The organism is Aeromicrobium jepli, from assembly GCF_047246605.1.
Classification (GTDB): Bacteria; Actinomycetota; Actinomycetes; order Propionibacteriales; family Nocardioidaceae; genus Aeromicrobium.
Genome location: NZ_JBFOKO010000013.1, coordinates 12,188 through 38,096, shown reverse-complemented (window position 1 = coordinate 38,096; position 25,909 = coordinate 12,188). Strand labels below are relative to the sequence as shown.

Here is a 25,909-nt window from a genome sequence, read left to right as displayed (position 1 = left end):
GCGGTGCCACTCGATCGCCGGGACTACTCGCCGCCCTCGTCGCCCGGGCCGCCGGTGCCCGGATCGTCCGGGACGCCCAGGTCGGGCACGCCCTCGGGACCCTCGACTCCCGGAACCGTCTCGGTCTCGGTGCCGTGCTCGCCGTTGCCGCCGGGCTCGTCCTTGTCCTCGTGGCGCGGGTCCACCGTGAGGTCATCGAGCTTGGCCTCGCGGCCGCGGGCCGTCTCGTCGTCGATCGGCTCGGTCATCAGATCGCCTCCGTCACTCTGCGCAGGAGCAGGACCGCTCCCCCGTCGAACTGTCGCCCCTCGGCGACCTCGAGTCCCCTCGCGGCCGCGTCGGACGTGAGCTGCTCACCCTGGTCGAGGTCGCGCAGCTGCAGCAGGCCCACGGCGCCGCGCCCCAGGTGCCGCGTCATGACGTCGAGGCACATGCGGGCAAGGTCGAGGCCGTCGGCGCCGCCGTCGATCGCGGTCACGGGGTCCTCGGGGTACTGGCCGACGCCGTCGGTGGGCAGGTACGGCGGGTCGGCGATGATCAGCGCGAACCGCTCGTCGGGCTCCAGGACGTCGATCATGGACCCCAGGCGGATCTCGCTCTCGACGCCCCAGGCCCGCGAGTTCTTGAGCGCCCACGTACACGCGCTGACGTCCGCGTCGACCTGGACGAGCTCGCGGTCGGTGCCGACGACGGCGAGCAGGCCGATGTGGCCGGCACCGGCGCACACCTCGAGGACGCGCCCGGGCGGTGCCTCGTCGAGCAGCTCCCGGGCCCAGTGCGACTGCCCCTCGGTCCACGGCCTCGGCGTCAGCACCGTCTCGTCGTAGCTGATCTCGCGACCGCCGAACGTCATCACCTGCTCCGCGGGCGCCTGCTGCAGCATCAGAAGACCGGCTTTCCGCCGGTCACGCCCAGGACGGTGCCCGACACGTAGCTGGCGTCGCGCTCGGACGCGAGGAACACGAAGGCCGGCGCCACCTCGGCCGGCTGGCCGGCCCGGCCCAGCGGCGTGTCCGCGCCGAACTGCTCGATCTTCTCCTCCGGCTGGGTGGCCGGCTGCAGCGGCGTCCAGATCGGTCCGGGCGCCACGGCGTTCACGCGGATGCCGCGCTCGCCGAGGTCGGCGGCGAGGTTCACCGTGAGGTTGTTGATGGCCGCCTTCGTCGAGGCGTAGTCGAGCAGGCTCGTCGACGGGTCGTACGCCTGGATCGAGGAGTTGTTGATGATGCACGAGCCACGGCCCAGGTGGGCCAGCGCGGCGCGGGTCAGCCACAGCAGCGCCAGCACGTTGGTCGTGTACGTGCGCTCGAGACGCTCGTCGCTCATCTCCTCGAGACTGCCGTCGCGCGCCATCTGGAAGCCGGCGTTGTTGACCAGGATGTCCAGGCCGCCGAGCCCGTCGTGTGCGTGCGCCACGACGCGGTCGCACGTCGCGCTGTCGCGCAGGTCGGCCTCGATGGCCAGGCACGTGCGGCCGGCCTCCTCGACCAGGCGCGACGTCTCGCGGGCGTCCTCGACCTCCTCAGGCATGTACGTGAAGGCCACGTCGGCGCCCTCGCGGGCGTACGCGATCGCGACCGCGCGGCCGATGCCGGAGTCACCACCGGTGATGAGCGCCTTGCGCCCCTCCAGTCGGCCCGACCCGACGTAGCTCTCCTCGCCGTGATCGGGCTTGGGCTCCATCTCGCCCGTCGTTCCGGGCGGTTCCTGCTGCTGGGCCGGGAAGCCGGCCTCGTCCTCAGTCATGCGGAATCTCCTTCGTCACGGAATCGGATCACTTGGTGGGTCCCGTCGCACCATGGCAGCGATGCGGACTTGCCGCATCTGCAGACGGCGCTCACGGGGCGCTCGGTCCGGTGGACCTCGCCGTCCTCGGTGCGCACGCCGATGTCGCCGCGCACCAGCAGCGGGCCGTTGGGGCAGACCCACAGGTCGACGCCGCGGCTCACGCGTCCACTCCCCACCGGGCGAACATGTGCTCGGCGAACCGGTCCTCCTGGTCGAGGCACGTGAAGACGCCGAACGCGACGTCCTCGGCGAGCTCGGGCTCGGCCTCGAGCAGGGCGCCGGCGATGAAGCGGGCGGCGGTCTGCTCGTGGACGGCGTCGGCCTCGACGTGCTCGTCGTAGTACGCCGCCATCTCCTCGGGGAAGCCCAGGCGGCGCAGGCCGCGTGCGAGCTTGCGCGACGGACCCGAGCTCGACGCCTCGAACGCGACGAGGTGCCCCACCGAGGCGCCGCGCAGGCGCCGCTGGAGGCCGAACATCGTCAGCGTCACGTTCATCTCGAGGACCTCGGCAGGCACGTCGTCGATCGCGGCGTTCTCGCGCGCGTCCATCCCGCAGGCCCGCAGCCCCTGCGTGAACAGGTGCGCGTGCAGCCGGCCGGGCTTGCCGGCGCCGTACTCGTCGTACTGGAGCTCGGCCAGCGCGGCGCGCGACGGGGCGGGCAGGCGCGGCACGGTCCACGTCGTGGGGTCGGCCTCCTTGAGGTGGTAGAGCGTGCGGAACCACAGCAGCTCGCGCACCTGCTCCGTCGTGGCCGAGCGCTGCACGTACGCGGCGAGGGAGCGGCCGGGGTGCTCGCGGACGAAGTCCAGCAGCGCGTCCGGCTCCGACGACGCGGGCAGCCGGCCCTCGGCGCGCTCGCGCAGCCGGGCCTCGAGCTCGCGCTCGACGCGCATCCGCACGGCGATCAGCTCGGGTGTCCACTCGGCGTCCTCGAGGCCGGGGAATCCCCGGTGGTGCAGCTCGTGGGCGATCCACGCGGTGAGCAGGCCGTCCTCGTCGCTCGAGGCGCGGACCCGCGGCAGGCGGTCCCAGGGCAGCTCTCCGGACAGGGCGGCGACCGTTGCGGCGCTCAGCTCGCCCCGCGGCCTCGGCAGGCCCATCGCGGTGGCCTCGCCCCGCTCCGTCATGACCGCTGTGCTCATCCGTGTCCTTCCCTCGTGCCTCAGGCGTCGACGCCGACGTACCCGCGCGCGCCCGCGTCATGCACGCTCGTGCCCCGCGGCGGCCCCGTGCATGAGTCGGGGGCGGCCGGGTACGCCTGCGCCGACACCCGATCCGAGGAGGAACCATGAGCACTCCGCACCCCGAGGCACCCGCCGAAGGCGCCGATCCCGCCGACCCCGCATCGGCGCCGGACGAGCCCAACACCCCGGACGAGGGCACCGGCGACGACGAGCCCGGCGAGGACGCGAAGCTCGCCACCCGGCCGATCTGAGAGGCGAGGCATGAGCGAACGCAGTCCGCTGTGGGAGGTTCCCGTCGCGGAGCCGTCGCAGGACGTCCTGCCCGAGACGTGTGACGACCTCGTGGTCGGCGCCGGCATCGCGGGCCTCACCACGGCGGTGCTGCTGGCCCGCGCCGGTCGCCACGTCGTCGTGGTCGAGGGCCGGCGCGCGGGCTCCGGCAACACCGGCCGCAGCACGGCGAAGGTGACGCTGCTGCAGGGCACGCGGCTGTCGACGCTGCTGCGCCAGCACGACCGGGACCTGGTCGGCGCGTACGTCGACGCGAACCTCGCCGGGTTCGAGTGGCTCGTGCGCTTCGCCGAGGAGCACGACGTGCGCCTGGACCGTCGCCCGGCGGCCACGTTCGCGGCGAGCCCGGACCAGCGGTCCCGGGCGCGCGCCGAGTTCGTCTCCGCCCAGGCGATGGGCCTGCCCGTCGAGTGGGTCGACGAGCTCGACGTGCCGTTCACGACGCACGGCGCCGCCGTTCTGCCGGACCAGGCCCAGGTCGACCCGGCGACCCACGTGGCCGCACTCGTGCGCGAGCTGCGCGCGGCCGGCGGCGTGCTGGTCGAGGACGCCCGGGTCGAGCACGTGAGCTGGACGGGCGCGCCCCGCGCGACGCTGCTCGACGGCCGCCAGATCGAGCCGCGGACGATGGTCGTCACGACCGGCTCGCCCATCCTCGACCGCAGCATGGCGTTCGCCGACCTCGAGCCCTCGCGGTCGTACAGCGTCGCGTTCGAGCTGGACGCGCCGCCGACCACGATGGCGCTGTCGGCCGGCTCCCCCTCGCTGTCCCTGCGCGACGCGCGCACGGCCGACGGCCGGCCGGTCCTGCTGGTCGGCGGCAACGGCCACGGCGTCGGACGCACCGGCTCGGAGCTCGAGCACGTCGACGGGCTGCGCTCGTGGACCGCCGAGCACTTCCCCGAAGCCCGCGAGATCGCCGCGTGGTCCGCGCAGGACTACACGACCGGCGACGGGCTCCCCCGCTACGGCCACCTCCCGCGTGGCGGCGGGAACATCCGCTTCGCGACGGGCTTCGCGAAGTGGGGCTTCACCAACGGCACCGCCGCGGCCATCGCGATCTCACAGGACATCCTCGGCGACGCCCCGTCGTGGGCACGCGCGCTGACGCACCGCTCCGCTCCGCTGGTCTCCGCGGCCGGCCGGGCGAAGATCAACGCCGAGGTCGCCAAGGAGGTCGTCACCGGCGTCGCCGGCGCGCTCACGGCGCCGTCGCGCACCCCCGCCGAGGGCGAGGGCCTCGTCCACCGCGAGGGTGCCAAGGTCGTGGCCGAGTCCAACGCCGACGGCACCGTGCGCCGCGTCTCGGGCCTGTGCACGCACCTGGCGGGCGTCCTGAGCTGGAACGACGCCGAGCGCACGTGGGACTGCCCGCTGCACGGCTCTCGATTCGCGCCCGACGGCCAGGTGCTCAACGGCCCGGCCACGCGTCCGCTGCCGTGCCTGGATCGCGCCGACGGGTCCTGAGCGCGGAGCCGCGATGACCGTGGAGCTCGCGTACCACGCCTCGCACGAGCAGTTCGGCCCCGCCGAGCTGCTCGGCCTCGCGCGCGCCGCCGCGGCGGCCGGCTTCGACGCCGTCCTGTCCTCGGACCACCTCGCGCCCTGGTCGCCGGACGGCGAGTCGGGATTCGCCTGGTCGTGGCTCGGCGCGCTGGCGGCCACGACGGACGTGCCCCTCGCGTCGGTCTCGGCACCCGGCCAGCGCTACCACCCGGCGGTCCTGGCCCAGGCGATCGCGACCGTCGCCGCCCTCGCCCCCGGCCGGCTCACGGTCGCCCTCGGCTCGGGCCAGGCGCTCAACGAGCACGTGACGGGCGATCCGTGGCCCGACAAGGCCGAGCGCAACGCCCGGCTCGCCGAGTGCGCCGACGTGATCGCGCGGCTGCTCGACGGCGAGGAGGTCGACCACGACGGCCTCGTCCGCGTCGACCGCGCGCGGCTGTACAGCCTGCCGCCCGTCCGGCCGCGGCTGTTCGCGGCGGCGATGACCCCGGAGTCCGCGGCCGAGGTGGCCACGTGGGCCGACGGCCTCATCACCGTGAACGCGTCGTGGGACCACCTGCGCGACGTCGTCGAGGCCTACCGGGGCGCGGGCGGCGACGGTCCCGTCCACGTGCAGGTCCACGTCTCGTGGGCGCAGGACGAGCGGATGGCCCGTGAGCAGGCCGTGGACCAGTGGGCCATGGCCGTGCTCGACCCATCCGCCACGCAGGACCTCGCCCTGCCCGCCGAGATCGCGGCCGCGGCGGCCGGGGCCACCCCCGACGACCTGGCGGACGGGGTGGTCGTCTCGGCCGACCTCGACGAGCACGTCGAGTGGCTGTGCACGTGCGCCGGGCTCGGCGTGGAGCGCATCTACGTCCACCAGGTCGGGCGCGACCAGGCCGGCTTCATCGAGGCGTTCGGGCGGCACGTGCTCCCGCGGGTCCGCGAGCGGCTGGGCGGGTGAGCCGGTGCCCCGTCCCCTGATCGGCGTGAGCGGGTGGAGCTACGACTCCTGGCGCGGCGACTTCTACCCCGAGGGCCTGGCCCGCACGAAGCAGCTGACGTATCTCGCGTCGCAGCTGCCCGCGGTCGAGGTGAACGGGACGTTCTACTCGCTGCAGCGGCCCACGACCTTCCGGCGGTGGGCCGAGCAGACGCCCGAGGACTTCGTCGTCTCGCTCAAGGGCAGCCGCTACGTGACGCACCTGCTGAGGCTCGTGAACGTCGAGACGGCGCTGGCGAACTTCTTCGCCTCCGGCGTGCTGGAGCTGGGTGCGCGGCTCGGCCCGATCGTGTGGCAGCTGCCCGCCACGATCACGTGGGACGCCGACCTGATCGACCGCTTCCTCGGCCTGCTGCCGCGCACGACGGTGGCGGCGGGACGGCTCGCCGAGCAGCACGACGACCGGCTGCCGCCCGAGCGCGCCACGACGACTCCCCTCGTCGACGTGCCGATCCACCATGTCCTCGAGGTCCGGCACGAGTCGTTCGTGGTGCCCGAGTTCGAGGCGTTGCTGCACCGCCACGACGTGGCGGCCGTGCGCAACGACGCCCCGAAGCCGTGGCCCGTGCTGGACATCGCGTCGTCGAGCGTCGCCTACGCCCGGCTGCACGGGCACACGCGGCTGTACGCCAGTCGCTACTCGGACGCCGGACTGGACGGCTGGGCGCAGTGGTGCGAGCGCTGGCTGGAGGCCGGTCGCGACGTGCACGTGTACTTCGACAACGACTCCGAGGGCCACGCGCCGCACGACGCCGTGAGGCTGCTGGGACGGGTGCGGCGGGACTGATCCGCGCCTCATTCGGGCAGAAGCGCTTCCAGTTGCCGACCCCATGGGCGCGTGTGAGGGTGAAAAAGGTTGAGCCCCCCAGCCAGACGTTCCCCTCTCCCACCGGAGGAACCATGACTGTGATGTTGCACCCCGCGAGCCAGTCGGACACGGACGAACTCGTCCTCGATCACCTCGGACTCGCGTCCGCCCTGGCCCGTCGCTTCAGTGGCCGGGGCGTCGACATGGACGACCTCGAGCAGGTCGCCCGCCTCGCCCTGTGCAAGGCCGCCCGCCGCTACGACCCCGAGCAGGGGCCGTTCCCGCCGTTCGCGACCGCCACGATCCAGGGCGAGCTGAAGCGTCACTTCCGCGACCGCGCGTGGATGGTCCGTCCGCCGCGCCGGCTGCAGGAGATCCAGGCCCTCATCGTCGCCGAGCAGCTGCCCGAGATCACGGGCGCCAACGTCGAGGAGCTGGCCGAGCGCATCGGCGTCGAGCCGCAGGAGCTCAAGGACGCCGCCGCCGCCCGCGGCTGCTTCCATCCCGACTCGGTCGACGACCTGCGTGGCCGCCGCGAGCTGGCCCGCAACGACGACAACCTCGACCTCGTCGTCGACTGGACGTCCGTGTGCCGGCCGCTGCGCGACCTCGACCGGAGCGCGCGCCAGCTGCTGCAGTGGCGGTTCGTCGACGGCCTCACGCAGCAGGTCATCGCCGACCGGCTGGGCATCAGCCAGATGCAGGTCTCGCGCCGCATCTCCAAGGTGCTCGACACGCTGCGCGGCCACCCCGACCTCGCCGCCGCCTGACTCAGGCGGACCGCAGTCGCTCGACGCTCTCGAGCCACGCCTCGACCACCCGGTCGGCGACGTCCGACGTCGACCGCATGTTTCGCGTGAGCTCGAGGCCGCGGACGAGCGCCATGAGGGACTCGAACGCCACGGTCTCGTCCTGGGGATCGGCGATCCCTGCGTGGAGGTGGAACATCTCCCGCAGGGCCTCGCCGAGCCGCCGCTCCGCCGGAAGGAGCGCCGCGCGGAGCTGCTCGTCGGTGCGCGAGGCCGCCCACAGCTCGAGGGCCGCCTGGAACGGAGGCCCGGTCATCGCCTCGCGGATGGCGCGGACCATCTCTCGCAGCGAGTCCGGACCGTCGTCGAGCTCGGAGAGCGTGCTGCTGATGCTGTCGAAGCGGATCTGGGCGATGTGGTGGATCGCCGCCACGAGGACCTCGGACTTGGAGCCGAAGTGGTGCAGCAGCGCCCCGCGCGAGACGCCCGCCGCGTCCTGGATCCGCTGCGTCGTGGTGTGCGCGTGACCGTACGTCACGAGGCACTCGACGGTCGCGTCGAGCAGCCGCTCGCGCGTGCGTGCGAGCTGCTCCTTGCGAGTCATCGTGGCCACGGCCACCAACCTACTGACCGCCGGCCCCGGGCATCACAACGCCGGCAGGGTGCCGGCCTCGATCTGCTCGCGCAGGCGGAACTTCTGCAGCTTGCCCATCGCGTTCGTCGGCAGGTCCGTCGCGACGTGCCACGCCTTCGGCGTCTTGTGTGGCGCGAGCCGCTCGCGCAGGAACGCGTGCAGCTCCTCCGCGGTCGGGCGGGGCGCCCCGTCCGCGAGCTGGACGACGGCCGCCACCGACTCGCCCCACGCCTCGTCCCGCAGGCCGATGACGATCGCCGAGGCCACCGACGGGTGCCGTACGAGCTGGTCCTCGATCTCACGGGGGTAGATGTTCTCGCCACCACGGATGATGAGGTCCTTGATGCGGCCCGTGACCGTGACGTACCCGCGCTCGTCCATCCGGCCGAGATCACCGGTGTGCAGCCAGCCGTCGACGTCGATCGCCTGTGCCGTGGCGTCCGGCCGGTCGAGGTACTCCAGCATCGTCTGGTATCCGCGGGCACAGATCTCGCCCTCCTCCCCCACGGGCAGGACCGCGCGCGTCTGCGGGTCCAGGATCGCGACCTCGACGTTCGGCAGCGGCTGGCCGGCCGTGTACAGGTTGTCGTCGCGGGCGTCGTCCGGCCGTGTCTGACACACGATCGGGCTCAGCTCGGTCTGGCCGTAGACCGCGCTGGAGGCGGCGCCGCAGACCTCGCGCCAGCGATCGACGATCGCCGGCGGCACCAGGTCGCCGCCGGACATGATCACGTCGAGGCTCGACAGGTCGAACTCGGCCAGGCGCGGATGGGCGAGCATCGCGTGAAGCATCGCCGGGACGCCTCCGAGGACGCGGGCGCGGTGCTGCTCGACCGCGGTGAGCAGCAGCCCGGGCTCGAACAGCTCGCCGAGAACGAGCGTGCCGCCCTCGCCGAACGTGCCCATCGCGGCCAGCCCGCATCCGGCCGTGTGGAACAGCGGCAGTGCCGTCGCGAAGGTGGCGCCGCGCTCGGCTCCGCACCGCTGCCGCACGTACAGCGCGTTGTTGACCATCGCGGCGTGCTTGAGCACGGCCGCCTTCGGGCGGCCGGTCGTGCCCGACGTGAACTGGATCTGGGTCGGTCCGTGCGGATCCACCGCGGGCAGCTCGGGGCGACGCGGGACGGCACGGGTCTGCTCGAGCCAGCCCGCCAGGTCGACGACGTGGCGCACGGCCGGCACCTGCGGGGCGACCTCGCCGAGGATCGAGGCCATGTCCGTGCCCCGGAAGTCGGCCACGTGGAACACGCCCGACGCCCGCGAGGCGTCGATCAGGTAGCGCAGCTCCTCGCCGCGCAGGGCGGGGTTGGCCGTCACCAGCACGAGCCCCGACAGCGCGGCGCCGTACTGCAGCACGAGCCACTCCGGGACGTTGGGCGCCCACACCACGACGTGCTCGCCGGGCTCGAACCGGTCGAGCAGCCACGCCGCGGCGTGCTCGGCGTCCTCGAGCAGCTCGGCGTAGGTCCAGGTCCGCGGGGCGCGGTCGGGCGCGACCGAGACGAGTGCCACGGCGTCCGGGGACTCGTCCGCCCCCGCACGGAGCAGGTCGCCGACGGTGAGCGGCAGGACCGGCTCGCTGGTGTCGGCGGGCCACAGCGACGAGGTCAGCGTGGTCATCGGCCGGCCTCCCGCTCCGTGGCGGCGTCGCGACGCAGCTGCTCGACCTCGCCCGCGGACGGGATGGGCCCTCCGCCGTCGGGGATGAAGCGGCCGGCATCGCGCCACTGGACGGCGGCGCCGAAGCCGTGCTCCTGGGCGAAGTCGACGAACCAGCGCCCCTCGGGCGAGTGACGCGTGATCCCGTCGAACAGCACGGCCATGTTCTGCGTGCTCTGCAGCCCCATGTTGTCGAGGGCCTGGTTCACCATGAGCTTCTGCATCGCGAGCTGGTTGATCGGCACCCCGGCCATCCGGTCGGCGAGCCGCTCGACGGCGGCGTCGAGCTCGTCGGCCGGGACCGCGTCGATCACCAGGCCCCACTCCTTCGCCTGACGTCCGTCGATCGTGTCGCCGGTGAGCAGCATGCGCTTCGCCCTCTCGGCGCCGAGCCGGTAGACCCACATCGCGGTCGTCGGACAACCCCACACGCGGGCCGGCATGTAGCCGATCTGCGCGTCCTCGGCCATGACCACGAGGTCGCACGAGAGGGCGATGTCGCTGCCGCCGGCCACGGCATGGCCCTGCACCTTCGCGATCGTCGGCTTGGCCGAGCGCCACAGGGAGAAGAAGTGGTCCGTGTTGGCCTTCATCATCTGGAAGTCCTGGATCGGGTCCCAGACCTCACCCTGGTGGTCGACGCCTCCCTCGGCGTACACCTTCAGGTCGTAGCCGGAGCAGAACGATCGGCCGCTGCCCTGCAGGACGATGACCCGCACGGCGCGATCCGCATTGGCCTCGTCCACCGCGGCGTGGATCTCGCGCGCCATCTCGGCCGTGATCGCGTTGAGGCGGTCGGGCCGGTCCAGCGTGATGTAGGCGCGGTGGTCTCGCACCTCGTACCGGACGGTGGTGCCGGCGAAGGTCATGCTCGTCTCCTTCGGGGAGGGATGTGGTCGCCGTCACGATTTCACAGTCCGTCCGGACTGTCAATGAATTGTGACGGTCCCGCCGCCCCCGAGGGCTGGCGCATCTCCGCGCCGCGAAGTAATATGCAACTCGTTGCACTGTCGAGATCAGCGGCGCCGCCGCGGAGGTTGAACGATGTCCCTGCCCGCAGTCCTGGAGAACCGCCTGTCGATCCCGGTCGTCGCGTCCCCGATGTTCATCGCCTCGGGCCCCGACCTGGTGATCGCGCAGTGCAAGGCCGGCGTCGTCGGCTCGTTCCCCGCCCTCAACGCCCGCCCCGCCTCGATGCTCAAGGACTGGCTCGACCAGATCGAGGACGAGCTGGCCGGCACCGACGCCGCGCCCTTCGCGGTCAACCAGATCGTGCACCGCTCCAACAGCCGCCTCGAGGAGGACATGGCGACGATCGTCGAGCACCGGGTGCCGATCGTCATCACGTCGCTCGGCGCGCGACCCGAGATCAACGAGGCCGTCCACTCCTACGGCGGCATCGTCCTGCACGACATCATCAACAACCGCTTCGCGCACAAGGCGATCGAGAAAGGCGCCGACGGCCTCATCGCCGTCGCGTCGGGCGCGGGCGGCCACGCCGGCACCCTGTCCCCCTTCGCGCTGCTGCAGGAGATCCGCGCCTGGTTCGACGGCCCGCTGCTGCTGTCGGGCTCGATCGCGCACGGCCGCGCGGTGCTCGCCGCCCAGGCCGCCGGCGCGGACCTGGCCTACGTCGGCTCGGCGTTCCTGGCCACGGAGGAGGCCAACGTCGTCGACGACTACAAGCAGATGATCGTGGACTCCTCGGCCGAGGACATCGTGTACTCCAACCTGTTCACCGGCGTCCACGGCAACTACCTGCGCGGCAGCATCGAGGCCGCCGGCCTCGACCCGAACGCGCTGCCCGAGGGCGACCCGTCGACGATGAACTTCGGCTCCGGCGGGACGAGCGACGCCAAGGCGTGGAAGGACATCTGGGGTGCCGGGCAGGGCCTGGGCGTGATCGACCGGACCGTTCCCGCGGCCGAGCTCGTCGCCCGCCTCAAGCGCGAGTACGAGGCCGCGCGGGCCGACCTGCTGGCCACCGCCTGACACGGCGCACGACCCTCGCGCCCGGGAGCCCCTGCCCGGGCGCGAGGTCCCGTGAGGGAGGATGGCGTGACGACTCGTCACATGTTCGTAACAAACCAGAGGGGACGCATCCGGTGACTTTGCACGAGAGCCTTGGCCAGATCTACGACGAGGTGCTGCACCGCAACCCCGGCGAGACGGAGTTCCACCAGGCCGTGCGCGAGGTGCTCGAGAGCCTCAACCCCGTCGTGGCGAAGCACCCCCAGTACACCGACGCGGCCGTCATCCGCCGCGTGTGCGAGCCCGAGCGGCAGATCATCTTCCGCGTTCCGTGGGTCGACGACCAGGGCAACGTCCAGATCAACCGCGGCTTCCGCGTCGAGTTCAACTCCGCGCTCGGCCCGTACAAGGGCGGCCTGCGCTTCCACCCCAGCGTCTACCTGGGCATCGTCAAGTTCCTCGGCTTCGAGCAGATCTTCAAGAACTCCCTCACCGGCATGCCGATCGGCGGCGGCAAGGGCGGCTCGGACTTCGATCCCAAGGGCCGCTCCGACGGCGAGGTCATGCGCTTCTGCCAGGCCTTCATGACCGAGCTGTACCGCCACATCGGCGAGTACACCGACGTCCCGGCCGGCGACATCGGCGTGGGCGGCCGCGAGATCGGCTACCTGTTCGGCCAGTACAAGCGCATCACGAACCGCTACGAGTCCGGTGTGCTGACCGGCAAGGGCATCACGTGGGGCGGCTCGCTCGTCCGCACCGAGGCCACCGGCTACGGCACCGTGTTCTTCGCCCAGGAGATCCTGCGCTCGCGCGGCGACTCGTTCGACGGCAAGCGCGTCGTCGTGTCCGGCTCGGGCAACGTCGCGATCTACGCGATCGAGAAGCTGCAGCAGCTCGGCGCGGTCGTCGTGGCCTGCTCGGACTCCAGCGGCTACGTCGTCGACGAGGCCGGCATCGACCTCGACCTGCTCAAGGAGGTCAAGGAGGTCCAGCGCGGCCGGGTGGCCGACTACGCCGCCCAGCGCGACTCCGCCCAGCTCGGCCAGGGCTCCATCTGGAGCGTCCCGTGCGACATCGCGCTGCCGTGCGCCACGCAGAACGAGCTCGACGACAAGGACGCCGCGACGCTCGCCCAGAACGGCTGCACGATCGTCGCCGAGGGCGCGAACATGCCGTGCACGCCCGAGGCTGTCCGCCTGTTCTCCGAGTCCGGCATCACGTTCGCGCCGGGCAAGGCCGCGAACGCCGGCGGCGTCGCCACGAGCGCGCTCGAGATGCAGCAGAACGCCTCGCGCGACCGGTGGTCGTTCGAGTACACCGAGGAGCGCCTCGCCGAGACGATGCGCGGCATCCACGACCGCTGCCTCGAGACGGCCGACGAGTACGACGCGCCGGGCAACTACGCCGCGGGCGCCAACATCGCCGGCTTCACGCAGGTCGCCGACGCCATGCTGGCCCTCGGCGTCATCTGAGCCCCGGGGACTGCCCCAACACGAAGCGCACCGAGTCCTGCCGGACTCGGTGCGCTTCGTCGTCCAGCGGGGATCAGGTCGATCCGCCGGAGGTGCCGCGGATCCCGCCGTGGGTGGACTTGCGGTGGAACTCGGGCTTGTCGAGCGACTCGGCCGCGCCGTGCGACTTGTCGCTGCCGTCGTGCTCCACGCCCTCCGCGGTCGGGTGGTGGTGCTCCTTCTTCCTGTCGAGCGCCTCGCGCATCTTCGCCTTCAGGTCTTCGGTGTCGGTCACGTCATACCTCCTGGGTCGGTCTCCAACGTAACCCGGATCACAGGACGGCGTCGGGTCGCCGACGGCGCCGCAGGTCCGGGGGCTCAGGTGAGGTTGTCGTCCAGCGTCTCGCCGCGATCGTGCCGGGCCGCGCGGTACGCGGGCGCGCGCAAGCGCTCGACCCACGCGTAGTTCTCCAGGCCCGGCAGCGGCCGCAGGACCGGGTCGTAGGAGTGCTCCTCGTCGATCTGCGCGACGAGCCGCAGCCGGCCGAAGCCGACCCACGGGCCGTCACCGGCCGCGCGCAGCAGCGCGTACTCGCCCGGCTCCACCTGCGTCGCCGCGAGCATGACCGGACCGCGTGGGCCCTTGTACGGCATGAGCGTCGAGGTCACGTGGCGCGAGGTGGGCCTGACGAGCCGCAGCATGAACCGGGTGACCCGGCCGGCGCCCGTGCTGGCGAGCAGCAGGTCGGCGCCGTCCTGGTCGGGCAGGTGGATCGCGACGCCCTGGATGTCGGGCCAGCCGTGCGGGAAGCCGATCGCGGCGGAGATCCGGACGACGGCCTCATCCGTGCCGGGCTCGTCCAGCCACGGCACGCCGGTGGGCACGACGCCGCCGCCGGTGCGCTGGATCTCGGCGGCCCAGACGGTGCCCCGCGGGTGCAGCGGCTTCGGGGCTGGACGCAGCGCGGAGACGACGTGGGTCGCCCCTTCCAGCAGCGCCCCTCCCCCGCGGGCGGCCGCCGTGAGCAGGCCGGGCTCGGACGACATCGGCGGCTCCTAGCGGTGCAGGGGCGGCATCGTGCTGCCGCCGTGCTCGGTGACGCCGGACAGCAGCGCCTCGAGGGCGTCCATGCCCGTGTGCCGCGGCTCCCAGCCCAGCTCCGCGCGGGCGCGGTCGCTCGACAGGACGGGCACGTGCATGAGCGCCTCGAACAGGCTCCCCGGCACCCGGGCGACGTGGGCCCGCCAGGCCGCGCCCAGCGCGCGTCGCACCACGATGGGCGGGACCTCGACGGTCCTCGCGCCGAACAGCTCGCCGAACTCGGGCCGGCGCAGGACCCCGTCGCCCGCAAGGTTGAACGGACCCGAGACCGGCCGGTGGACGGCGGCCACGATCGCCCGGCCGACGTCGGCGGCGTGGACGGCCTGCATGCGCAGGCCGCGCGGGATGGGCAGGACCGGGATGCGGCTGCGCTCGAACAGCATGGCCGGCACGAGCGGCCCGGCGAAGATCCGGCGCTGCTCGCGGGCGGCCGAGCGCTGGAAGACGAACGCGGGGCGCAGGCGCACCACGCGCGTGCCGGGGTTGGCGAGCTCGAACGCGTCGAGCACCCGCTCGTTGTAGGCCTTCTCGCGGCAGTACGTCGCCTCCGACGTGCCGTCGGTCAGCCAGGACTCGTCGACCGGGCGGTCGTGGTCAACGGGCGAGTAGGCGGCGACCGACGAAGCTGCCACGACCGTCGGCACGCCCACCGTCGCGGCGGCGTCGAGCACGCGCCGGGTGCCGACGGCGTTGGTCTCCCACGTGATGTCCTGGTGCCGCGTGGGCTGGAACTTCCAGGCCAGGTGCACCACGGCGTCCGCGCCCTCCAGCAAGGGCTCGAGGGCGTCGGTGGACACGTCGGCGGCATGCCAGCGGACCGAGGCGTCGGCGTCCTGCGGCACGTCGGGACGCCGCCGGGCGATGCCGACGACCTCGTCGCCCGCGGCCGTCAGCTCGCGCGTGGCGGCCGAACCCAGGTTGCCGGTAGCGCCGATGATCACGACCTTCATGCCCACCACGTACCCGCGTCGGCGAGGCTCACGCGGCCCGGGTCAGGCCGGGAAGTGCGTCGCCGCGGTCAGCGCGTGCCAGTCCCGCAGCCGCTCGAGCTGCGAGTCGGCCCAGCGCTCCAGCTCGTCGATCTGGGCCAGGTCGAGGTTCGCCCCGGCACGCGCGGCCTGGCGCATGTACCGCCACCCGTTGCGCTTCGTGGCGACCGCCGCGTACAGCGCCTCGAGCTGCAGGACGTCCATGAGCTCGGACCGGCCCACGAGGCGCAGCGTGGGGCGGAACTTGGCGAAGGTCTCGGCGCCCTGCGAGGCGAGCCGACTGATGACCGAGGGCTCGATGCCCACGTCGGCCATCATCTCGCGCAGCCAGTCGCGCTCCTGCTTGATCTCCTCGGCCATGGCCTTGAGGCCGGCGGCGACCTCGGGGATGCCGTGGGTGTGGGCGACGCGCTCGAACGCCGCGGTGCCACCACTGGCCCCCATCAGGTGGGTGCGCATGTGGCCGTGCAACACGTCCTCGTTCCTCATGATGCCTCCTGTCTCGTGCTGGCAGTCTCTCGGCTGTCGGCCCGTCCCGCACGTCGCCAGCCGTCGCCGTCTCGTTCGACGAGCCCTCGCTGCTCGAATGCCTCGAGCCAGCCCGTCATGGGCCAGCGGCCCCAGCGCCGTGCGAAGACCGCGCCGTTGCGCAGGATGTCGTCGAGGTGCGACACCGGGGGTCGCTCCACCGGATGGTGCTGGTGGTAGGCGCGGGCGCCGCCCGTCCAGCCGAGCGGGACGCCGCGCTCGACGGCCCGGTGGCCGAAGTCGGTGTCCTCGCCGCCGTACCCGACGTAGGCCTCGTCGAACCCGCCGATGCGCTCCCACGCGGCGCGGTGCAGCGCGAACGACAGCGACCAGAACAGGTCGGGGTCGCCGCCCTCGACGCGCTCCCCCGGCAGCGGCGCCGGCCGCGCGGCGTGCGGGTCGTCCCAGCCGGCGAGGTCGTCCGGATAGCCGCCCTCCGGCGCGGGTGGCAGGTACGTCACGGGCCCGCACCAGAGCCGGTCCGGCGCGGTGGTGACGGCGTCGGCGTAGTCGGCCACCAGGTCGGGGCCGGCGAGGCAGTCGACGTCGAGGAAGACGAGGACGTCGGCGCCCGCCGCGAGTGCCGTCCGCGCGCCGGCGTTCCGCGCGGCGGCGAGCGGGAGGCCGAGCTCGTGCGCCTCGACCGGCACGACCGTCGCGCCATCGACGAGGTCCGCGACGGCCGGGTCGTCCATCGACACGATCACGCGGACGTCCGGCGGCCGCGTCCCGGCCGCGAGCGAGCACTCCTGGGCGACGAGGTGCTCGTGCCGGCCGTGGACGATCGTGATCGCCGCGACCGACGTCATCCCCGGTCCCCCGTGACGAGCTCGTCGACGACGGCGGCGAATCGCGTCGCGGCCTGTCCGTCGCACCAGGACGACCACGCGGTCCCGTCCAGCGCGGCGGCCGTCTCGAGCCGCTCGCGCCAGCCGGTCGTCGGGAACTGGGACTCGACCAGCACGGGCCACGGGCCGTCGGCGAGGACCTGTGCCGTCGTGCGCTGCTCGAGGTGGGGCCGGTCCCCCGGCACGACGACCCCGGGCCGGCGCGCCGAGGCGACCTCCGCGAGCGCGTTCTGGCCGGCGTGGGTCACGATCACGTCGGCACCAAGCAGGACCGGGTACGGGTCGGCGACCCACGAGCCGCCGGGCCCGAGGACCTGCCAGTCCCAGTCCGGCGTCTGCTCGCGAGCGGCCTCGATCTCGGCCGCACCGACGGCATCGCCACCGCTGCCGTTGAGCACCACGACACGGCGCGCACCCGGAGCGGGCGTGTCGCTGACGGGGTATCGCGACATCGCGCCGACGCGGTGCCAGCGGCGCATCGCGGCGGTGTCGATGCCGCTCACCATGCCCGCGGCGGACTCCGGCCAGAAGGACACGAGCGCGGCCGACGCGGCGAAGCCCAGGCGGTGCGCCGCGTCCGCGCGGTGGCCGGGCAGGACGACCGACAGCACGCGGATGCCGTGCAGCCGGGCGAGCAGCGCGACCTCGACCGAGACGTCGCTGACCATCAGGTCCGGCCTGGCCTTCGCGCACCACTGCGAGATCGCCGCCATCCGGTCGAGCAGGCCCGGGTCGCGCTCGGGCACCCAGTGCAGCGCGCCGTGCGCCGTGGGATCGGCACCGGGACCGGTCGTGTCGTCGCGCTCGAGCTCGATCCACTCCCCCTCCCAGCCGTCGGGGCGCGGCAGCGACGACAGTCCTGTCACCGGGTGGTCGAGCAGCGAGGCCAGGGCGGTCGCCCGGTGCAGGTGACCGCGGCCGACGTGGTGGACGTAGTAGCCGATCATGCGGCCACCCGCTCGCGTCCGGTGAGGTAGAGCTCCTCGTACCTGTCGACCATGTGGGCGATCGAGCACCGCTCCTCCGCGACACGGCGCACGGTCGCGCGGTCGCGGGTCACGGCCAGCCGCATCGCGCGGGCCAGGTCGTCGACGTCGTCGGGCCGGGCGAGCGCGCCGACCGAGTCGTCCACGAACTCGGGCAGCGCGCCGCGGGCGAACGCCGCGACGGGCGTGCCGCACGCGAGCGCCTCCGCCGCGACGAGGCCGTACGGCTCGTCCCACACCGGCGTCACCACGGCGACCGAGGCGGCGCCGAGCGTGACGCGCAGCTGCTCGTGCGTCAGGTGCCCGACGTACTCGACGTCGCCGCCGAGCCGCGGCTCGATCTCGCGGGCGAAGTAGCCGCGGTCGAGGCTCGGCCCCGCCAGGGTCAGCGGCATGCCGGCCCGGCGGGCGGCGTCGATCGCGAGGTGCGGCGCCTTCTCGGGCACGAGCCGGCCGGACCACACCGCCGGTCCCCCGCCGGGACCGGGTGACCACGCCTCGACGTCGATCCCGTTGTGGATCGTCAGGCAGGCGACCGACGGCGACCACTCCTGCGCGGTGAACCGGCTGACCGCGACGAACGTGCTGCCCGGGTCGGCGTAGGCGACGGCGGACGCCAGCCACGGCACGGGCGGGGTGTGCAGGGTCGTGAACATCGGCACCCGCAGGGCCGGTGACATCGCGATCGGCAGGTGGTGCAGCGAGTTGTTGTGCACGACGTCGAACCGCTCGTGGCCCGTGCGGGCGAGGTCGAGCATGAGCCCGAGGTACGCGTGGTGCTCGTTGAGCCACGAGTCCGGCGTGACGCCCGTGTCGTGGCGCTCGCCCTCGGCCGGCTCGAACGTCTCGACCGGCAGCTCGACCACGCCGAGCGACGGGTCCGACCCCGGCGCGGCGAACACCGACACCTCGTGCCCGCGCGCGTGCAGCTGGCGCGCCAGGGCGTGCGTGTGCGCCTCGAGGCCTCCGGCGAAGGGCTCCCGGATCGGGAACCGGCTGGAGGCGATGAGGCAGATCCGCAGCGGTCTCATGTCAGCGACCGGTAGAGGTGCTCGTGGAGCCGGGCGACGTGGTCTCGCTGGTCGCGCCGCTCCTGGACGGTCACGCGGTGGTCGGGACGCTCGGTGAAGGCCACCTCGATCGCGTGCCGGAGCGAGTCGGCGTCGAAGTGGTCCTCGTCGAACCCGTACGTCAGGACCGGCGCCTGGTCGGCGTAGTAGCCGCACGTCGGCGCGACGACGGTGGTCCCGGCGTCGCGGCACGCCTCGAGCCACCCCGAGTGCGTCCCGAAGCGGTACGGCAGCACGGCGGCGTCGAGGCTGCCGAGGTAGTCCCACAGGTCCTCGTCGGGCATGAAGTCGTGCACCCGCAGGTCGATCCGGCCGTCCGCCGCGGCGCGCGTGAGCCACGTGGCGACCTCGTCGTCGCGGCGGGCGCCGTCGTCGTCGAGGACGTCGTGGTGCCCGTTGACCTGCAGCACGCCGCCGGGGATGGCGGTGACGGCGTCCGCGAGCACTTGCATGACCGGCAGCGGGTCCATGCTCTGGCGCAGGCTCTTGATGTGGACGCCGACACGGAACTCGTCGGTGCGCCGCTCGGCGCGGTGCCGCTGCAGGCGCTCCATCGTCGCGAAGTCGATGACGTGCGGGTGCGGGATCACGTGGGCCTCACGCCCCCAGCGGCGGCGGATCTCGTCCGCCGCGCCCTCGGTGAGCGTGACGAGGGCGTCCGCAGCGGGCACCAGCACGTCGAGCTGCGCGTCGTGCAGCGTGCGGTCGGGGTGGTGCGGGTTGCGCAGGTCGTGCACGGTCTGCACGAACGGCTTGCCGCGCTCCTTGAGCGCCCCGACGAGGGCCGCGAGGTCCTCGGGCGAGCGCGCGTCAAAGCCGAACTGGACGTGGAACACGTCGAACTCGCCTTGGCGGACCCACTGCGGGTCGAGCATCGCCGGCGGCCACCAGCGGCCCCGGGCCGGCTGCGTCGGGTCGTCCGGGTCCGGGTCGGGCAGGAACTTGAACGGCGCGGGCCCCTCGACGGGTCCGAGGTGGCGGATGTACACGTGCGTCGACGGCACGGAGGCGACCCGCAGCGCCGCGAGGCGCTGCGGGTCGGCCGTGGCCGCGGGACGGCGCAGGGCCGTCTCGTCGTGGAGCCTCAACTCAGGACACCGCCACCGGGAAGCGGTCCCACACCCGGTGGTGGGCCATGAGCTCCTGGACCTTCGCCAGGACGGCGGTGGCGTCGTCGTCGACGACCACGCCCGTCAGGCGGCCGTCGTAACCGGCGGCCTCCAGGGCGTCCCGGCCGGGACCCCACGCGCCGATCACCTTCGCGTGGCGCCAGACCTCGTCGATCATGAGCTTGACGCGCGGGTCGAGGCCCGGGCCGGCCGGCGCGCCGCCCTTGTCGTCGCGCGACGCCAGGGAGTCGGGCGCCGGGATCGGGCAGCCCGCGAGCAGCAGGACGTCGAACTCGACCGAGCGCGCCGTCGCGAACGTGCGCTGCACCGTGACGCCGCCGACCGTGCCGCCGTGCGGCGCGATGACGAGCGGCACCATCCCGGCTCCGGCGATCGTGCGGCGCACCGCGTCGACGCCGCTGAGGTCGCCCGCGGGATCGACGACGATGCCGACCATGCGGCCGTCCGGCGGGTACTCGCCGCCGACCTGAGACAGCGCCGGGCTCGGCTCGACGTCCGCGAGCGGGACCGTCGGCTCGGGCGCCGGCAGGCCGAGGGCCGTGGCGACCTCACTGCACAGCACCGGGTCGATGTTGGCCAGGCACTGCAGCTGGCGCGCCTTGACGGCCTCCTCGTAGCACTTGCCCAGCTCGAACGAGTAGGCGCGGATGATGTGCTCCTTCTCGACCGGCGACATGCTCAGCCAGAACTGGCGGGCCTGGCTGAAGTGGTCGTCGAACGAGGCCGGGTTCCGGCGGACCTTGGTGGACTCGGTGACCCGCACCGGCAGGTCCTCGAACGCCCGGTCGCCGGCGCCGGCGTGGAACGGGCAGCCGCCGTCGAGCGAGTTCGGCTTGTACGGCGCCACGCCCACGTGGTCGGCGTGCTGGTGGAAGCCGTCGCGGAACATGTCGTTGACCGGGGCGTGCGGGCGGTTGATCGGGATGTGCGAGTGGTTGGGGCCGCCGAGGCGGGTCAGCTGCGTGTCGATGTACGAGAACAGGCGGGCCTGCAGCAGCGGGTCGTCGGTGACGTCGATGCCCGGCGGGAGGTGGCCCGGGTGGAACGCGACCTGCTCGGTCTCGGCGAAGAAGTTCGTCGGGTTCGCGTTCAGGGTCAGCAGGCCGATCGGCTGGACCGGCGCCAGCTCCTCGGGGACGATCTTCGTCGGGTCGAGCAGGTCGATGCCGGCGAACTCCTGCTCGGGGTTGTCCTCGAAGACCTGGATGCCCAGCTCCCACTGCGGGAAGGCGCCGGCCTCGATCGCGTCGGCGAGGTCGCGGCGGTGGAAGTCGGGGTCGATGCCGTTGATGAGCTGCGCCTCCTCCCAGGTGAGGGAGTGCGTGCCCAGCTTCGGCTTCCAGTGGAACTTGCACAGCGACGTCGTGCCCTCGGCGTTGACGAGCCGGAACGTGTGGACGCCGAAGCCCTCCATCATGCGGTAGGAGCGCGGGATGCCCCGGTCGGACATGTTCCACAGCGCGTGGTGCTGGGCCTCGGTGTGCAGCGAGACGAAGTCCCAGAACGTGTCGTGCGCGCTCTGGGCCTGCGGGATCTCGCGGTCCGGGTGCGGCTTGCCGGCGTGGATCACGTCGGGGAACTTGATGCCGTCCTGGATGAAGAAGACCGGGATGTTGTTCGCGACGAGGTCGAACGTGCCCTCGAGCGTGTAGAACTTCGTCGCGAAGCCGCGGGTGTCGCGCACGGTGTCGGCGGAGCCGCGTGAGCCGAGGACGGTCGAGAACCGCGTGAAGACCGGCGTCTGCACGCCCTCCTGCAGGAACGCGGCGTGCGTGACGTCACCGGCGGTGCCGTAGCCCTCGAAGACGCCGTGCGCGCCCGAGCCGCGGGCGTGGACCACGCGCTCGGGGATGCGCTCGTGGTCGAAGTGGGTGATCTTCTCGCGGAAGTGGTGGTCCTGCATGAGGATCGGCCCGCGCGGACCCGCCTTGAGCGAGTGGTCCGTGTCGCGCAGGCGGGCGCCCTGCGAGGTCGTCAGGTACGCGCCCTGCTGCGCGCGGACGCGCGGGTCGGCACCGGTCTCCGCGCCGGTCGCGGTGCGGACCTCGGGGGCGCCCTGGTCGGGCTTGGGCGGCAGCGGCTCGCGCGGCTCGGTGGGCTCCTCGAGGCTCGCGGGCTCGGCTCCCGGTCGTCCCGGGATGTCGGGCTGCATCAGGTCGGCTGCCTTCTCCGCCACCTTCTCCGCGGTCGTCTCGACGGCGTCCTTGATGTTCTTCGCGGCCTGGCTCGGATCCATGCTGATGCTCTCCTGAGGGTGGGGTACCTCCGGCACGTACCCCGCCGCGCGCGGGTCATGCAGGCGCGCGTGTCAGCGCGCGCGAGGCGGGTACGTGGCTGCCGAAGGAGGGATCACCATGACCACAGACCCGCGCGATTCCACACCCGAGGACGAGCAGGAGGGCCAGGTGAGCGAGAGCTCGGCCAACCCCGTCCCGCCGGACACGGACACCACGACGTCCGAGGACGTCGACGACATGCCCCAGTCCCCCACCCGGCCCGACGTGGCCGAGCAGGACGAGCACCACGCCTGACCGGTGAGCCCGGTCCCGCCGGGATGAGACCGGCGGGACCGGGCTCAGCCGTCTTGGCCGGGCGCCGGATGCTTCTGCTCGTTCAACAGGAGCTTCCGGTCCACGGCGGACGCCAGGTCGATGCCGCAGACGTCGGCGAGTCGCACCAAGTACAGGAGCACGTCCGAGAGCTCCTCGCCGAGTCTCGTCTGCAGCGGTTCGCTGCGGACTGCGCGGTCCTGATGCCGCGCTGGGAGCCACTGGAGCAGCTCCGCCAACTCGCCGACCTCACCCACCAGGGCGAGGGTGAGCGATTGGGATCGTGAAAGCGCTCCCAGTCGCGAGCCTGCGAGAACTCCCGCATGGCCCGGGTTACCTCCGACAGGTCATCCACGAGCAGCGCCACCGACGAGCTTCTCCAGCAACGCCTGGGTCTCGGGGTCCGTGGAGTAGATCGAGGTCCCACGCAACCCCCGCGTGAGCAGGACCTTGTACGTGTTGCGAACGGCACGGTCGAACTCCTCGACCGTCGCCCTCTTGACTTGGCTGTCATGGCTGAACTCGGGCCGGGCCTCCCAATGATCGGTGCGCCAGACCAGGTCCGGTCCCATGATCACGCCCGAGTAGTCGTACTCGAACCCTTGAGCGGTGTAGACACAGCCGACCTGGCCGAAGCCCGCCGGGTCGGTGGCCCAGAAGGGTGTCCCGGGCGCACCTCCGTGCGACGTGGGCTTCTTGTTGTTCCACGGCCGTCGCCAGTCGCCGATCACCACGTCCTCGACCAGGCTTCCGTCCTTGACGGGATCGCTCCATCGCCAGCAGTAGCCGGCAGCGATCCGCGCTCCGTAGCCCTGATTCAAGAGACGCTCGAGCCGCTGCTCCATGAGCGACGGCGCCGGGTCGACCACGAGGTCGAACGTGTCGTCGCCCTCCCACACCGCAGGCCCGCCGGGCTCGAGCCCCAGCAGGCGCAGCACCCAGCGTTCGTACGCGCGGCTCCCACCCAGCCTGAACTGGCCATCGAGGTCGATGACCCGAACACCGAGACCCATGCGTCCTGCGGCCTCCTGGATGTCCTCCACGCGCCCGATCTCGCCGGGTCGTACGACTTGGTGCTCGTCGAGCAGGAACACAGGCACCCGTGCCGCGTCGATGAGCTCCTCGACCTGTGGCCTTCCAGTCCGCAGCGAGGCTTTCGTGTACCGGTTCTCGGACGTCTCGCGAATGCGATGCGCCTCATCGCTGATCAGCACGTCGAGACCGTTCCGCTCGGCGTCGATGAACTGGTTGAAGTACTTGAACATCGACTGGACGCGCTTGTTCCTCGCACCCGCGACCCGACGAAGGGTCTGGGTGAAGGAGCTCGATCCCGTCGCGTGGAGCGCGGTGCGCCCTTGGCGCGACAGCTCGCCCAGCAAGGAGAGCGCGATCACGCTCTTTCCCGAGCCCGGACCGCCCTGGACGACGATGACCTCCTTGGTGTTCGCGCGGTAGGACTTCTCGATCGCGCGCATCACCAAGGAGTAGGCGGTCTGCTGCTCGTCGACGAGAACGAACTGCTCCCGACGCTGGACTTCATCGGCCGCGACGGCCATCAACTGCCTGCTCGGTCTGACCGCAGACCCCAGCAGCAGGTCGGCGGCGTCAGCACCGGGCTTCGGGGCGAGCCGCCCGCGGAGGAAATCCAGGAACTCGCCGCGACGCTGCCCCGTGAACATCTGCGAGCAGTCGTCATGGGGGTAGGACCACAGGCTCTGGACATCGAGGTCCGTGGCGTTGTGGAGGTACGCGACCCCGGACAGGCGCGTGGGATTGGCCGTCAACGCAGAGACGTAGTCGCGCAGGTATCTGCAGTAGCGCTCCACCTGTGCCGACGGATGCAGTCGCGTCACACCGTGCCCCAGCTCGCAGACGTCGTCCGTCCCGTCGAGGACCGCGGCGTGTGTCCACTGCTTGAGCTCGACGACGACGTAGGACGGCACGGCCGACTGCGGATCAACGCCGCAGAGCACGACGTCCATGCGGAGGCTGCTCAGGGGCAGCTTGTGCTCGACCAGCACCTCGACCGGTCCAAGAGCCGCATCCGAGAGGTCGTGCGCCAGTACCCGGAGGCTCCGTTCCCATGACCGGACCTCCGCCGGCGGCGCGGCGCGGCCCACGACGTGACGGAACTGCTCAGACAGCACGGTGAACAACGACCCGTCTTCGGCCTGCGCAAGGAACTTCGCGGCAGACCCGCGGTACAGCGGCACGACGACAACCCCAGGAAGACATGACGAACTTCCCGCACGGGTGGAGGCTTGTCATCGGACTCGCCTGTCGGGCCGCAACGGACTTACGAGGAGAACCTAGCGCAGTCCTCGCTCACCCATCGGCCGTATCGGATCGCCCGGCTCACGCCAGGGCGAGGAACAGCTTCTCCAGCTTCTGTGCGTCGACGCTGTCGGGACCGCCCTCGGCGAGGCACTTCTGCAGGCCGGTCGAGACCAGCGCGTAGCCGCCGCGGCCGATCGCCTTGTTCACGGCGGCCAGCTGCGTGAGCGCGTCCTCGCACTCGGTGCCCTCCTCCAGCATCCTGATGACGGATGCCAGGTGACCGTTCGCGCGCTTGAGTCGCGTCGCGATCGCTTTGACCTCGTCGGGCTCGAGTCTCATCGGCGTTCTTCCTCTCCTCGGACCAAGGCGTCCATCATGCCCGCGAGCCGCTCGCGGGCCTCACCGGCGACCTCCTCCAGCGCGGGGGCGTCGCCCAGCGACGACATCACGGCCGGGTCGAGCACCTCCACGCGCGTGCCCGCCTCCTCGGCGGCCACCACCACGTTGCACGGCAGGAGCGTCGCGACGCGCGGGTCGGCCTCGAGCGCTCGGTGGGCGAGCTGCGGACGGCACGCCCCGAGGATCACGCGGGGCGGCACCTCCACGCCGAGCTTGTCCCGCAGCGTCGCCCGCAGGTCGATCTCGGTGAGCACGCCGAAGCCGGCGTCGGCCAGCAGCGCCCGCACCCGCTCGAGCGTCTCGTCGTATCCGGACCGCACCGTCGCGGCCATCGTGAACGCAGGCATCCTGCCTCCTCCTTGGATCCCCCTGGGGGGTTCTGTTATCGTCGTCATCGTATCCCCCCAGGGGGTTCGAGATCAAGACGACGGAAGGCTGACATGACCACCGAGAACACCTGCTCCGCCCACGGCAAGTCCGTGCTGCGCGAGCTCTCGCCCCAGCACCGCCGGCTGCGCCAGGCGATCCCCGACGTCTACCGCGGCTTCGCCGAGCTGTCCGGCGCCGCGTTCGCCGACGGCGAGCTCGACCGCAAGGCCAAGGAGCTCATCGCCCTCGCGATCGGCGTCGTCGAGGGCTGCGACGGCTGCATCGCCTCGCACGGACAGGCTGCGGCGCGCGCCGGCGCCACCCGCCAGGAGGCCGCCGAGGCCATCGGCGTCACGTTCCTCATGCACGGCGGGCCCGCGACGATCCACGGCGCCCGTGCCTACGAGGCGTTCTGCGAGTTCGCCGACGCGCTGGACGCGAAGGAGGCGGCGGTCTGATGTGCCGACCCACCACGTGCCGCACGTGCGGCAAGACGACGTGGGCCGGCTGCGGCAACCACGTGGCCTCGGTCAAGGCGACGGTGCCGGCCGACCAGTGGTGCGCGGGCCACGACGACCCGGACAACGACTCCTGGCTGCGCCGGATCCTGGGGCGCTGACGCGCGGTTTGG

General features: G+C 72.4%; 31 protein-coding genes. 10 read left to right on the top strand and 21 right to left on the bottom strand.

Going from position 1 to position 25,909, the window contains the following annotated elements; all coding sequences use genetic code 11:
• Positions 1-23: 23 nt before the first annotated feature.
• From AB3M81_RS17465 to AB3M81_RS17445, 5 genes are read right to left on the bottom strand one after another with little or no spacing between them, the layout of a single operon-like run.
• Positions 24-248 (bottom strand): hypothetical protein, encoded by a 225-nt coding sequence (locus tag AB3M81_RS17465; protein ID WP_412905209.1) that lies wholly within the window; start codon positions 246-248, stop codon positions 24-26.
• Positions 248-883: a methyltransferase gene (locus tag AB3M81_RS17460; RefSeq protein ID WP_412905208.1), complete on the bottom strand. Its 636-nt coding sequence runs from the start codon at positions 881-883 to the stop codon at positions 248-250. Before AB3M81_RS17460 ends, AB3M81_RS17465 begins: the two co-directional genes overlap by 1 nt.
• A complete protein-coding gene (locus tag AB3M81_RS17455) occupies positions 883-1,746 on the bottom strand; it encodes an SDR family oxidoreductase (protein ID WP_412905207.1) in 864 nt (287 codons plus the stop codon). Before AB3M81_RS17455 ends, AB3M81_RS17460 begins: the two co-directional genes overlap by 1 nt.
• Positions 1,743-1,949 (bottom strand): CDGSH iron-sulfur domain-containing protein, encoded by a 207-nt coding sequence (locus AB3M81_RS17450; RefSeq protein ID WP_412905206.1) that lies wholly within the window; start codon positions 1,947-1,949, stop codon positions 1,743-1,745. Before AB3M81_RS17450 ends, AB3M81_RS17455 begins: the two co-directional genes overlap by 4 nt.
• The gene (locus AB3M81_RS17445; protein ID WP_412905205.1) at positions 1,946-2,932 is read right to left on the bottom strand and encodes an iron-containing redox enzyme family protein; all 987 of its coding nucleotides are present in this window, start codon (positions 2,930-2,932) and stop codon (positions 1,946-1,948) included. Before AB3M81_RS17445 ends, AB3M81_RS17450 begins: the two co-directional genes overlap by 4 nt.
• A 146-nt stretch (positions 2,933-3,078) precedes the next feature.
• Here AB3M81_RS17445 and AB3M81_RS17440 point away from each other — a divergent pair, with 146 nt between their 5' ends.
• The 5 genes from AB3M81_RS17440 to AB3M81_RS17420 all read left to right on the top strand — a co-directional run bounded on the left by AB3M81_RS17440 (position 3,079) and on the right by AB3M81_RS17420 (position 7,334).
• Positions 3,079-3,225, top strand: coding sequence for a hypothetical protein (locus tag AB3M81_RS17440; protein WP_412905204.1), 147 nt, complete (start codon positions 3,079-3,081; stop codon positions 3,223-3,225).
• A gap of 10 nt (positions 3,226-3,235) precedes the next feature.
• Positions 3,236-4,732, top strand: coding sequence for an FAD-dependent oxidoreductase (locus AB3M81_RS17435; protein WP_412905203.1), 1,497 nt, complete (start codon positions 3,236-3,238; stop codon positions 4,730-4,732).
• A 13-nt stretch (positions 4,733-4,745) separates the two neighbouring features.
• A complete protein-coding gene (locus AB3M81_RS17430; protein WP_412905202.1) occupies positions 4,746-5,717 on the top strand; it encodes a TIGR03885 family FMN-dependent LLM class oxidoreductase in 972 nt (323 codons plus the stop codon).
• A gap of 4 nt (positions 5,718-5,721) precedes the next feature.
• Positions 5,722-6,543, top strand: coding sequence for a DUF72 domain-containing protein (locus AB3M81_RS17425; protein WP_412905201.1), 822 nt, complete (start codon positions 5,722-5,724; stop codon positions 6,541-6,543).
• Positions 6,544-6,656: 113 nt separating this feature from the next.
• Positions 6,657-7,334 carry a sigma-70 family RNA polymerase sigma factor gene (locus AB3M81_RS17420; protein WP_412905200.1) on the top strand — a complete coding sequence of 226 codons (678 nt, stop codon included), beginning with the start codon at positions 6,657-6,659 and terminating at the stop codon, positions 7,332-7,334.
• Between the two features lies 1 nt (position 7,335).
• Here the strand turns inward: AB3M81_RS17420 and AB3M81_RS17415 are convergent, their stop codons facing one another.
• Genes AB3M81_RS17415 through AB3M81_RS17405 form a run of 3 tightly spaced genes read right to left on the bottom strand, consistent with a single transcriptional unit; the run spans position 7,336 to position 10,475 of the window.
• Positions 7,336-7,917, bottom strand: coding sequence for a TetR/AcrR family transcriptional regulator (locus AB3M81_RS17415; RefSeq protein ID WP_412905229.1), 582 nt, complete (start codon positions 7,915-7,917; stop codon positions 7,336-7,338).
• A gap of 42 nt (positions 7,918-7,959) precedes the next feature.
• Entirely contained in the window at positions 7,960-9,567 is a 1,608-nt protein-coding gene (locus AB3M81_RS17410; protein ID WP_412905199.1) for a class I adenylate-forming enzyme family protein, read from the bottom strand.
• Positions 9,564-10,475 (bottom strand): crotonase/enoyl-CoA hydratase family protein, encoded by a 912-nt coding sequence (locus AB3M81_RS17405; protein WP_412905198.1) that lies wholly within the window; start codon positions 10,473-10,475, stop codon positions 9,564-9,566. The genes AB3M81_RS17410 and AB3M81_RS17405 overlap by 4 nt, the downstream gene beginning before the upstream one ends.
• Before the next feature lie 175 nt (positions 10,476-10,650).
• Here AB3M81_RS17405 and AB3M81_RS17400 point away from each other — a divergent pair, with 175 nt between their 5' ends.
• Together AB3M81_RS17400 and gdhA are read left to right on the top strand one after the other, a co-directional pair.
• Positions 10,651-11,598: an NAD(P)H-dependent flavin oxidoreductase gene (locus tag AB3M81_RS17400; protein WP_412905197.1), complete on the top strand. Its 948-nt coding sequence runs from the start codon at positions 10,651-10,653 to the stop codon at positions 11,596-11,598.
• A 119-nt stretch (positions 11,599-11,717) separates the two neighbouring features.
• Positions 11,718-13,052, top strand: coding sequence for an NADP-specific glutamate dehydrogenase (gene gdhA / locus AB3M81_RS17395; protein ID WP_412905228.1), 1,335 nt, complete (start codon positions 11,718-11,720; stop codon positions 13,050-13,052).
• Between the two features lie 73 nt (positions 13,053-13,125).
• Here the strand turns inward: gdhA and AB3M81_RS17390 are convergent, their stop codons facing one another.
• The 9 genes from AB3M81_RS17390 to AB3M81_RS17350 form a co-directional block, all read right to left on the bottom strand.
• A complete protein-coding gene (locus AB3M81_RS17390; RefSeq protein WP_412905196.1) occupies positions 13,126-13,326 on the bottom strand; it encodes a DUF5302 domain-containing protein in 201 nt (66 codons plus the stop codon).
• An 83-nt stretch (positions 13,327-13,409) separates the two neighbouring features.
• Positions 13,410-14,078, bottom strand: a complete 669-nt coding sequence (locus AB3M81_RS17385) for a hypothetical protein (RefSeq protein ID WP_412905195.1) — start codon at positions 14,076-14,078, stop codon at positions 13,410-13,412.
• A 9-nt stretch (positions 14,079-14,087) separates the two neighbouring features.
• The gene (locus tag AB3M81_RS17380) at positions 14,088-15,083 is read right to left on the bottom strand and encodes an NAD-dependent epimerase/dehydratase family protein (protein ID WP_412905194.1); all 996 of its coding nucleotides are present in this window, start codon (positions 15,081-15,083) and stop codon (positions 14,088-14,090) included.
• A gap of 42 nt (positions 15,084-15,125) precedes the next feature.
• Positions 15,126-15,611 (bottom strand): hypothetical protein, encoded by a 486-nt coding sequence (locus AB3M81_RS17375; RefSeq protein ID WP_412905193.1) that lies wholly within the window; start codon positions 15,609-15,611, stop codon positions 15,126-15,128.
• The gene (locus tag AB3M81_RS17370) at positions 15,608-16,459 is read right to left on the bottom strand and encodes a glycosyltransferase family 2 protein (RefSeq protein WP_412905192.1); all 852 of its coding nucleotides are present in this window, start codon (positions 16,457-16,459) and stop codon (positions 15,608-15,610) included. The genes AB3M81_RS17375 and AB3M81_RS17370 overlap by 4 nt, the downstream gene beginning before the upstream one ends.
• Positions 16,456-17,445, bottom strand: coding sequence for a hypothetical protein (locus tag AB3M81_RS17365; RefSeq protein ID WP_412905191.1), 990 nt, complete (start codon positions 17,443-17,445; stop codon positions 16,456-16,458). The genes AB3M81_RS17370 and AB3M81_RS17365 overlap by 4 nt, the downstream gene beginning before the upstream one ends.
• Positions 17,442-18,515 carry a glycosyltransferase family 4 protein gene (locus AB3M81_RS17360; protein ID WP_412905190.1) on the bottom strand — a complete coding sequence of 358 codons (1,074 nt, stop codon included), beginning with the start codon at positions 18,513-18,515 and terminating at the stop codon, positions 17,442-17,444. Before AB3M81_RS17360 ends, AB3M81_RS17365 begins: the two co-directional genes overlap by 4 nt.
• Positions 18,512-19,642, bottom strand: coding sequence for a glycosyltransferase (locus AB3M81_RS17355; RefSeq protein ID WP_412905189.1), 1,131 nt, complete (start codon positions 19,640-19,642; stop codon positions 18,512-18,514). The genes AB3M81_RS17360 and AB3M81_RS17355 overlap by 4 nt, the downstream gene beginning before the upstream one ends.
• 1 nt (position 19,643) lies before the next feature.
• Positions 19,644-21,920, bottom strand: a complete 2,277-nt coding sequence (locus AB3M81_RS17350; RefSeq protein ID WP_412905188.1) for a catalase — start codon at positions 21,918-21,920, stop codon at positions 19,644-19,646.
• 118 nt (positions 21,921-22,038) lie between these two features.
• On the opposite strand from AB3M81_RS17350, the gene AB3M81_RS17345 reads away from it, so the two are divergent.
• Positions 22,039-22,215, top strand: a complete 177-nt coding sequence (locus AB3M81_RS17345) for a hypothetical protein (protein WP_412905187.1) — start codon at positions 22,039-22,041, stop codon at positions 22,213-22,215.
• A 44-nt stretch (positions 22,216-22,259) separates the two neighbouring features.
• On the opposite strand, the gene AB3M81_RS17340 is transcribed toward AB3M81_RS17345, so the two are convergent.
• The 4 genes from AB3M81_RS17340 to AB3M81_RS17325 form a co-directional block, all read right to left on the bottom strand.
• Complete coding sequence (locus AB3M81_RS17340) at positions 22,260-22,490, bottom strand: MazG-like family protein (RefSeq protein WP_412905186.1); 231 nt, start codon at positions 22,488-22,490, stop codon at positions 22,260-22,262.
• A gap of 90 nt (positions 22,491-22,580) precedes the next feature.
• Positions 22,581-24,446: a DNA/RNA helicase domain-containing protein gene (locus AB3M81_RS17335; protein WP_412905185.1), complete on the bottom strand. Its 1,866-nt coding sequence runs from the start codon at positions 24,444-24,446 to the stop codon at positions 22,581-22,583.
• Between the two features lie 142 nt (positions 24,447-24,588).
• Entirely contained in the window at positions 24,589-24,849 is a 261-nt protein-coding gene (locus tag AB3M81_RS17330; protein ID WP_412905184.1) for a metal-sensitive transcriptional regulator, read from the bottom strand.
• On the bottom strand, positions 24,846-25,256 hold the full coding sequence (locus AB3M81_RS17325; protein ID WP_412905183.1) for a DUF302 domain-containing protein: 411 nt from the start codon (positions 25,254-25,256) through the stop codon (positions 24,846-24,848). Before AB3M81_RS17325 ends, AB3M81_RS17330 begins: the two co-directional genes overlap by 4 nt.
• Positions 25,257-25,349: 93 nt before the next feature.
• Here AB3M81_RS17325 and AB3M81_RS17320 point away from each other — a divergent pair, with 93 nt between their 5' ends.
• Complete coding sequence (locus AB3M81_RS17320) at positions 25,350-25,736, top strand: carboxymuconolactone decarboxylase family protein (protein ID WP_412905182.1); 387 nt, start codon at positions 25,350-25,352, stop codon at positions 25,734-25,736.
• Positions 25,736-25,897 carry a DUF8730 family Cys-rich protein gene (locus AB3M81_RS17315; protein ID WP_412905181.1) on the top strand — a complete coding sequence of 54 codons (162 nt, stop codon included), beginning with the start codon at positions 25,736-25,738 and terminating at the stop codon, positions 25,895-25,897. The genes AB3M81_RS17320 and AB3M81_RS17315 overlap by 1 nt, the downstream gene beginning before the upstream one ends.
• Positions 25,898-25,909 lie beyond the last annotated feature (12 nt).

Bases quoted from the DNA above. Each gene is read 5' to 3' on its own strand.
- AB3M81_RS17465 (WP_412905209.1), bottom strand. From the start codon at position 248: ATGACCGAGCCGATCGACGACGAGACGGCCCGCGGCCGCGAGGCCAAG.
- AB3M81_RS17460 (WP_412905208.1), bottom strand. From the start codon at position 883: ATGCTGCAGCAGGCGCCCGCGGAGCAGGTGATGACGTTCGGCGGTCGC.
- AB3M81_RS17455 (WP_412905207.1), bottom strand. From the start codon at position 1,746: ATGACTGAGGACGAGGCCGGCTTCCCGGCCCAGCAGCAGGAACCGCCC.
- AB3M81_RS17445 (WP_412905205.1), bottom strand. From the start codon at position 2,932: ATGAGCACAGCGGTCATGACGGAGCGGGGCGAGGCCACCGCGATGGGC.
- AB3M81_RS17440 (WP_412905204.1), top strand. From the start codon at position 3,079: ATGAGCACTCCGCACCCCGAGGCACCCGCCGAAGGCGCCGATCCCGCC.
- AB3M81_RS17435 (WP_412905203.1), top strand. From the start codon at position 3,236: ATGAGCGAACGCAGTCCGCTGTGGGAGGTTCCCGTCGCGGAGCCGTCG.
- AB3M81_RS17430 (WP_412905202.1), top strand. From the start codon at position 4,746: ATGACCGTGGAGCTCGCGTACCACGCCTCGCACGAGCAGTTCGGCCCC.
- AB3M81_RS17420 (WP_412905200.1), top strand. From the start codon at position 6,657: ATGACTGTGATGTTGCACCCCGCGAGCCAGTCGGACACGGACGAACTC.
- AB3M81_RS17415 (WP_412905229.1), bottom strand. From the start codon at position 7,917: ATGACTCGCAAGGAGCAGCTCGCACGCACGCGCGAGCGGCTGCTCGAC.
- AB3M81_RS17410 (WP_412905199.1), bottom strand. From the start codon at position 9,567: ATGACCACGCTGACCTCGTCGCTGTGGCCCGCCGACACCAGCGAGCCG.
- AB3M81_RS17405 (WP_412905198.1), bottom strand. From the start codon at position 10,475: ATGACCTTCGCCGGCACCACCGTCCGGTACGAGGTGCGAGACCACCGC.
- AB3M81_RS17400 (WP_412905197.1), top strand. From the start codon at position 10,651: ATGTCCCTGCCCGCAGTCCTGGAGAACCGCCTGTCGATCCCGGTCGTC.
- AB3M81_RS17385 (WP_412905195.1), bottom strand. From the start codon at position 14,078: ATGTCGTCCGAGCCCGGCCTGCTCACGGCGGCCGCCCGCGGGGGAGGG.
- AB3M81_RS17380 (WP_412905194.1), bottom strand. From the start codon at position 15,083: ATGAAGGTCGTGATCATCGGCGCTACCGGCAACCTGGGTTCGGCCGCC.
- AB3M81_RS17375 (WP_412905193.1), bottom strand. From the start codon at position 15,611: ATGAGGAACGAGGACGTGTTGCACGGCCACATGCGCACCCACCTGATG.
- AB3M81_RS17370 (WP_412905192.1), bottom strand. From the start codon at position 16,459: ATGACGTCGGTCGCGGCGATCACGATCGTCCACGGCCGGCACGAGCAC.
- AB3M81_RS17365 (WP_412905191.1), bottom strand. From the start codon at position 17,445: ATGATCGGCTACTACGTCCACCACGTCGGCCGCGGTCACCTGCACCGG.
- AB3M81_RS17360 (WP_412905190.1), bottom strand. From the start codon at position 18,515: ATGAGACCGCTGCGGATCTGCCTCATCGCCTCCAGCCGGTTCCCGATC.
- AB3M81_RS17350 (WP_412905188.1), bottom strand. From the start codon at position 21,920: ATGGATCCGAGCCAGGCCGCGAAGAACATCAAGGACGCCGTCGAGACG.
- AB3M81_RS17345 (WP_412905187.1), top strand. From the start codon at position 22,039: ATGACCACAGACCCGCGCGATTCCACACCCGAGGACGAGCAGGAGGGC.
- AB3M81_RS17330 (WP_412905184.1), bottom strand. From the start codon at position 24,849: ATGAGACTCGAGCCCGACGAGGTCAAAGCGATCGCGACGCGACTCAAG.
- AB3M81_RS17325 (WP_412905183.1), bottom strand. From the start codon at position 25,256: ATGCCTGCGTTCACGATGGCCGCGACGGTGCGGTCCGGATACGACGAG.
- AB3M81_RS17320 (WP_412905182.1), top strand. From the start codon at position 25,350: ATGACCACCGAGAACACCTGCTCCGCCCACGGCAAGTCCGTGCTGCGC.
- AB3M81_RS17315 (WP_412905181.1), top strand. From the start codon at position 25,736: ATGTGCCGACCCACCACGTGCCGCACGTGCGGCAAGACGACGTGGGCC.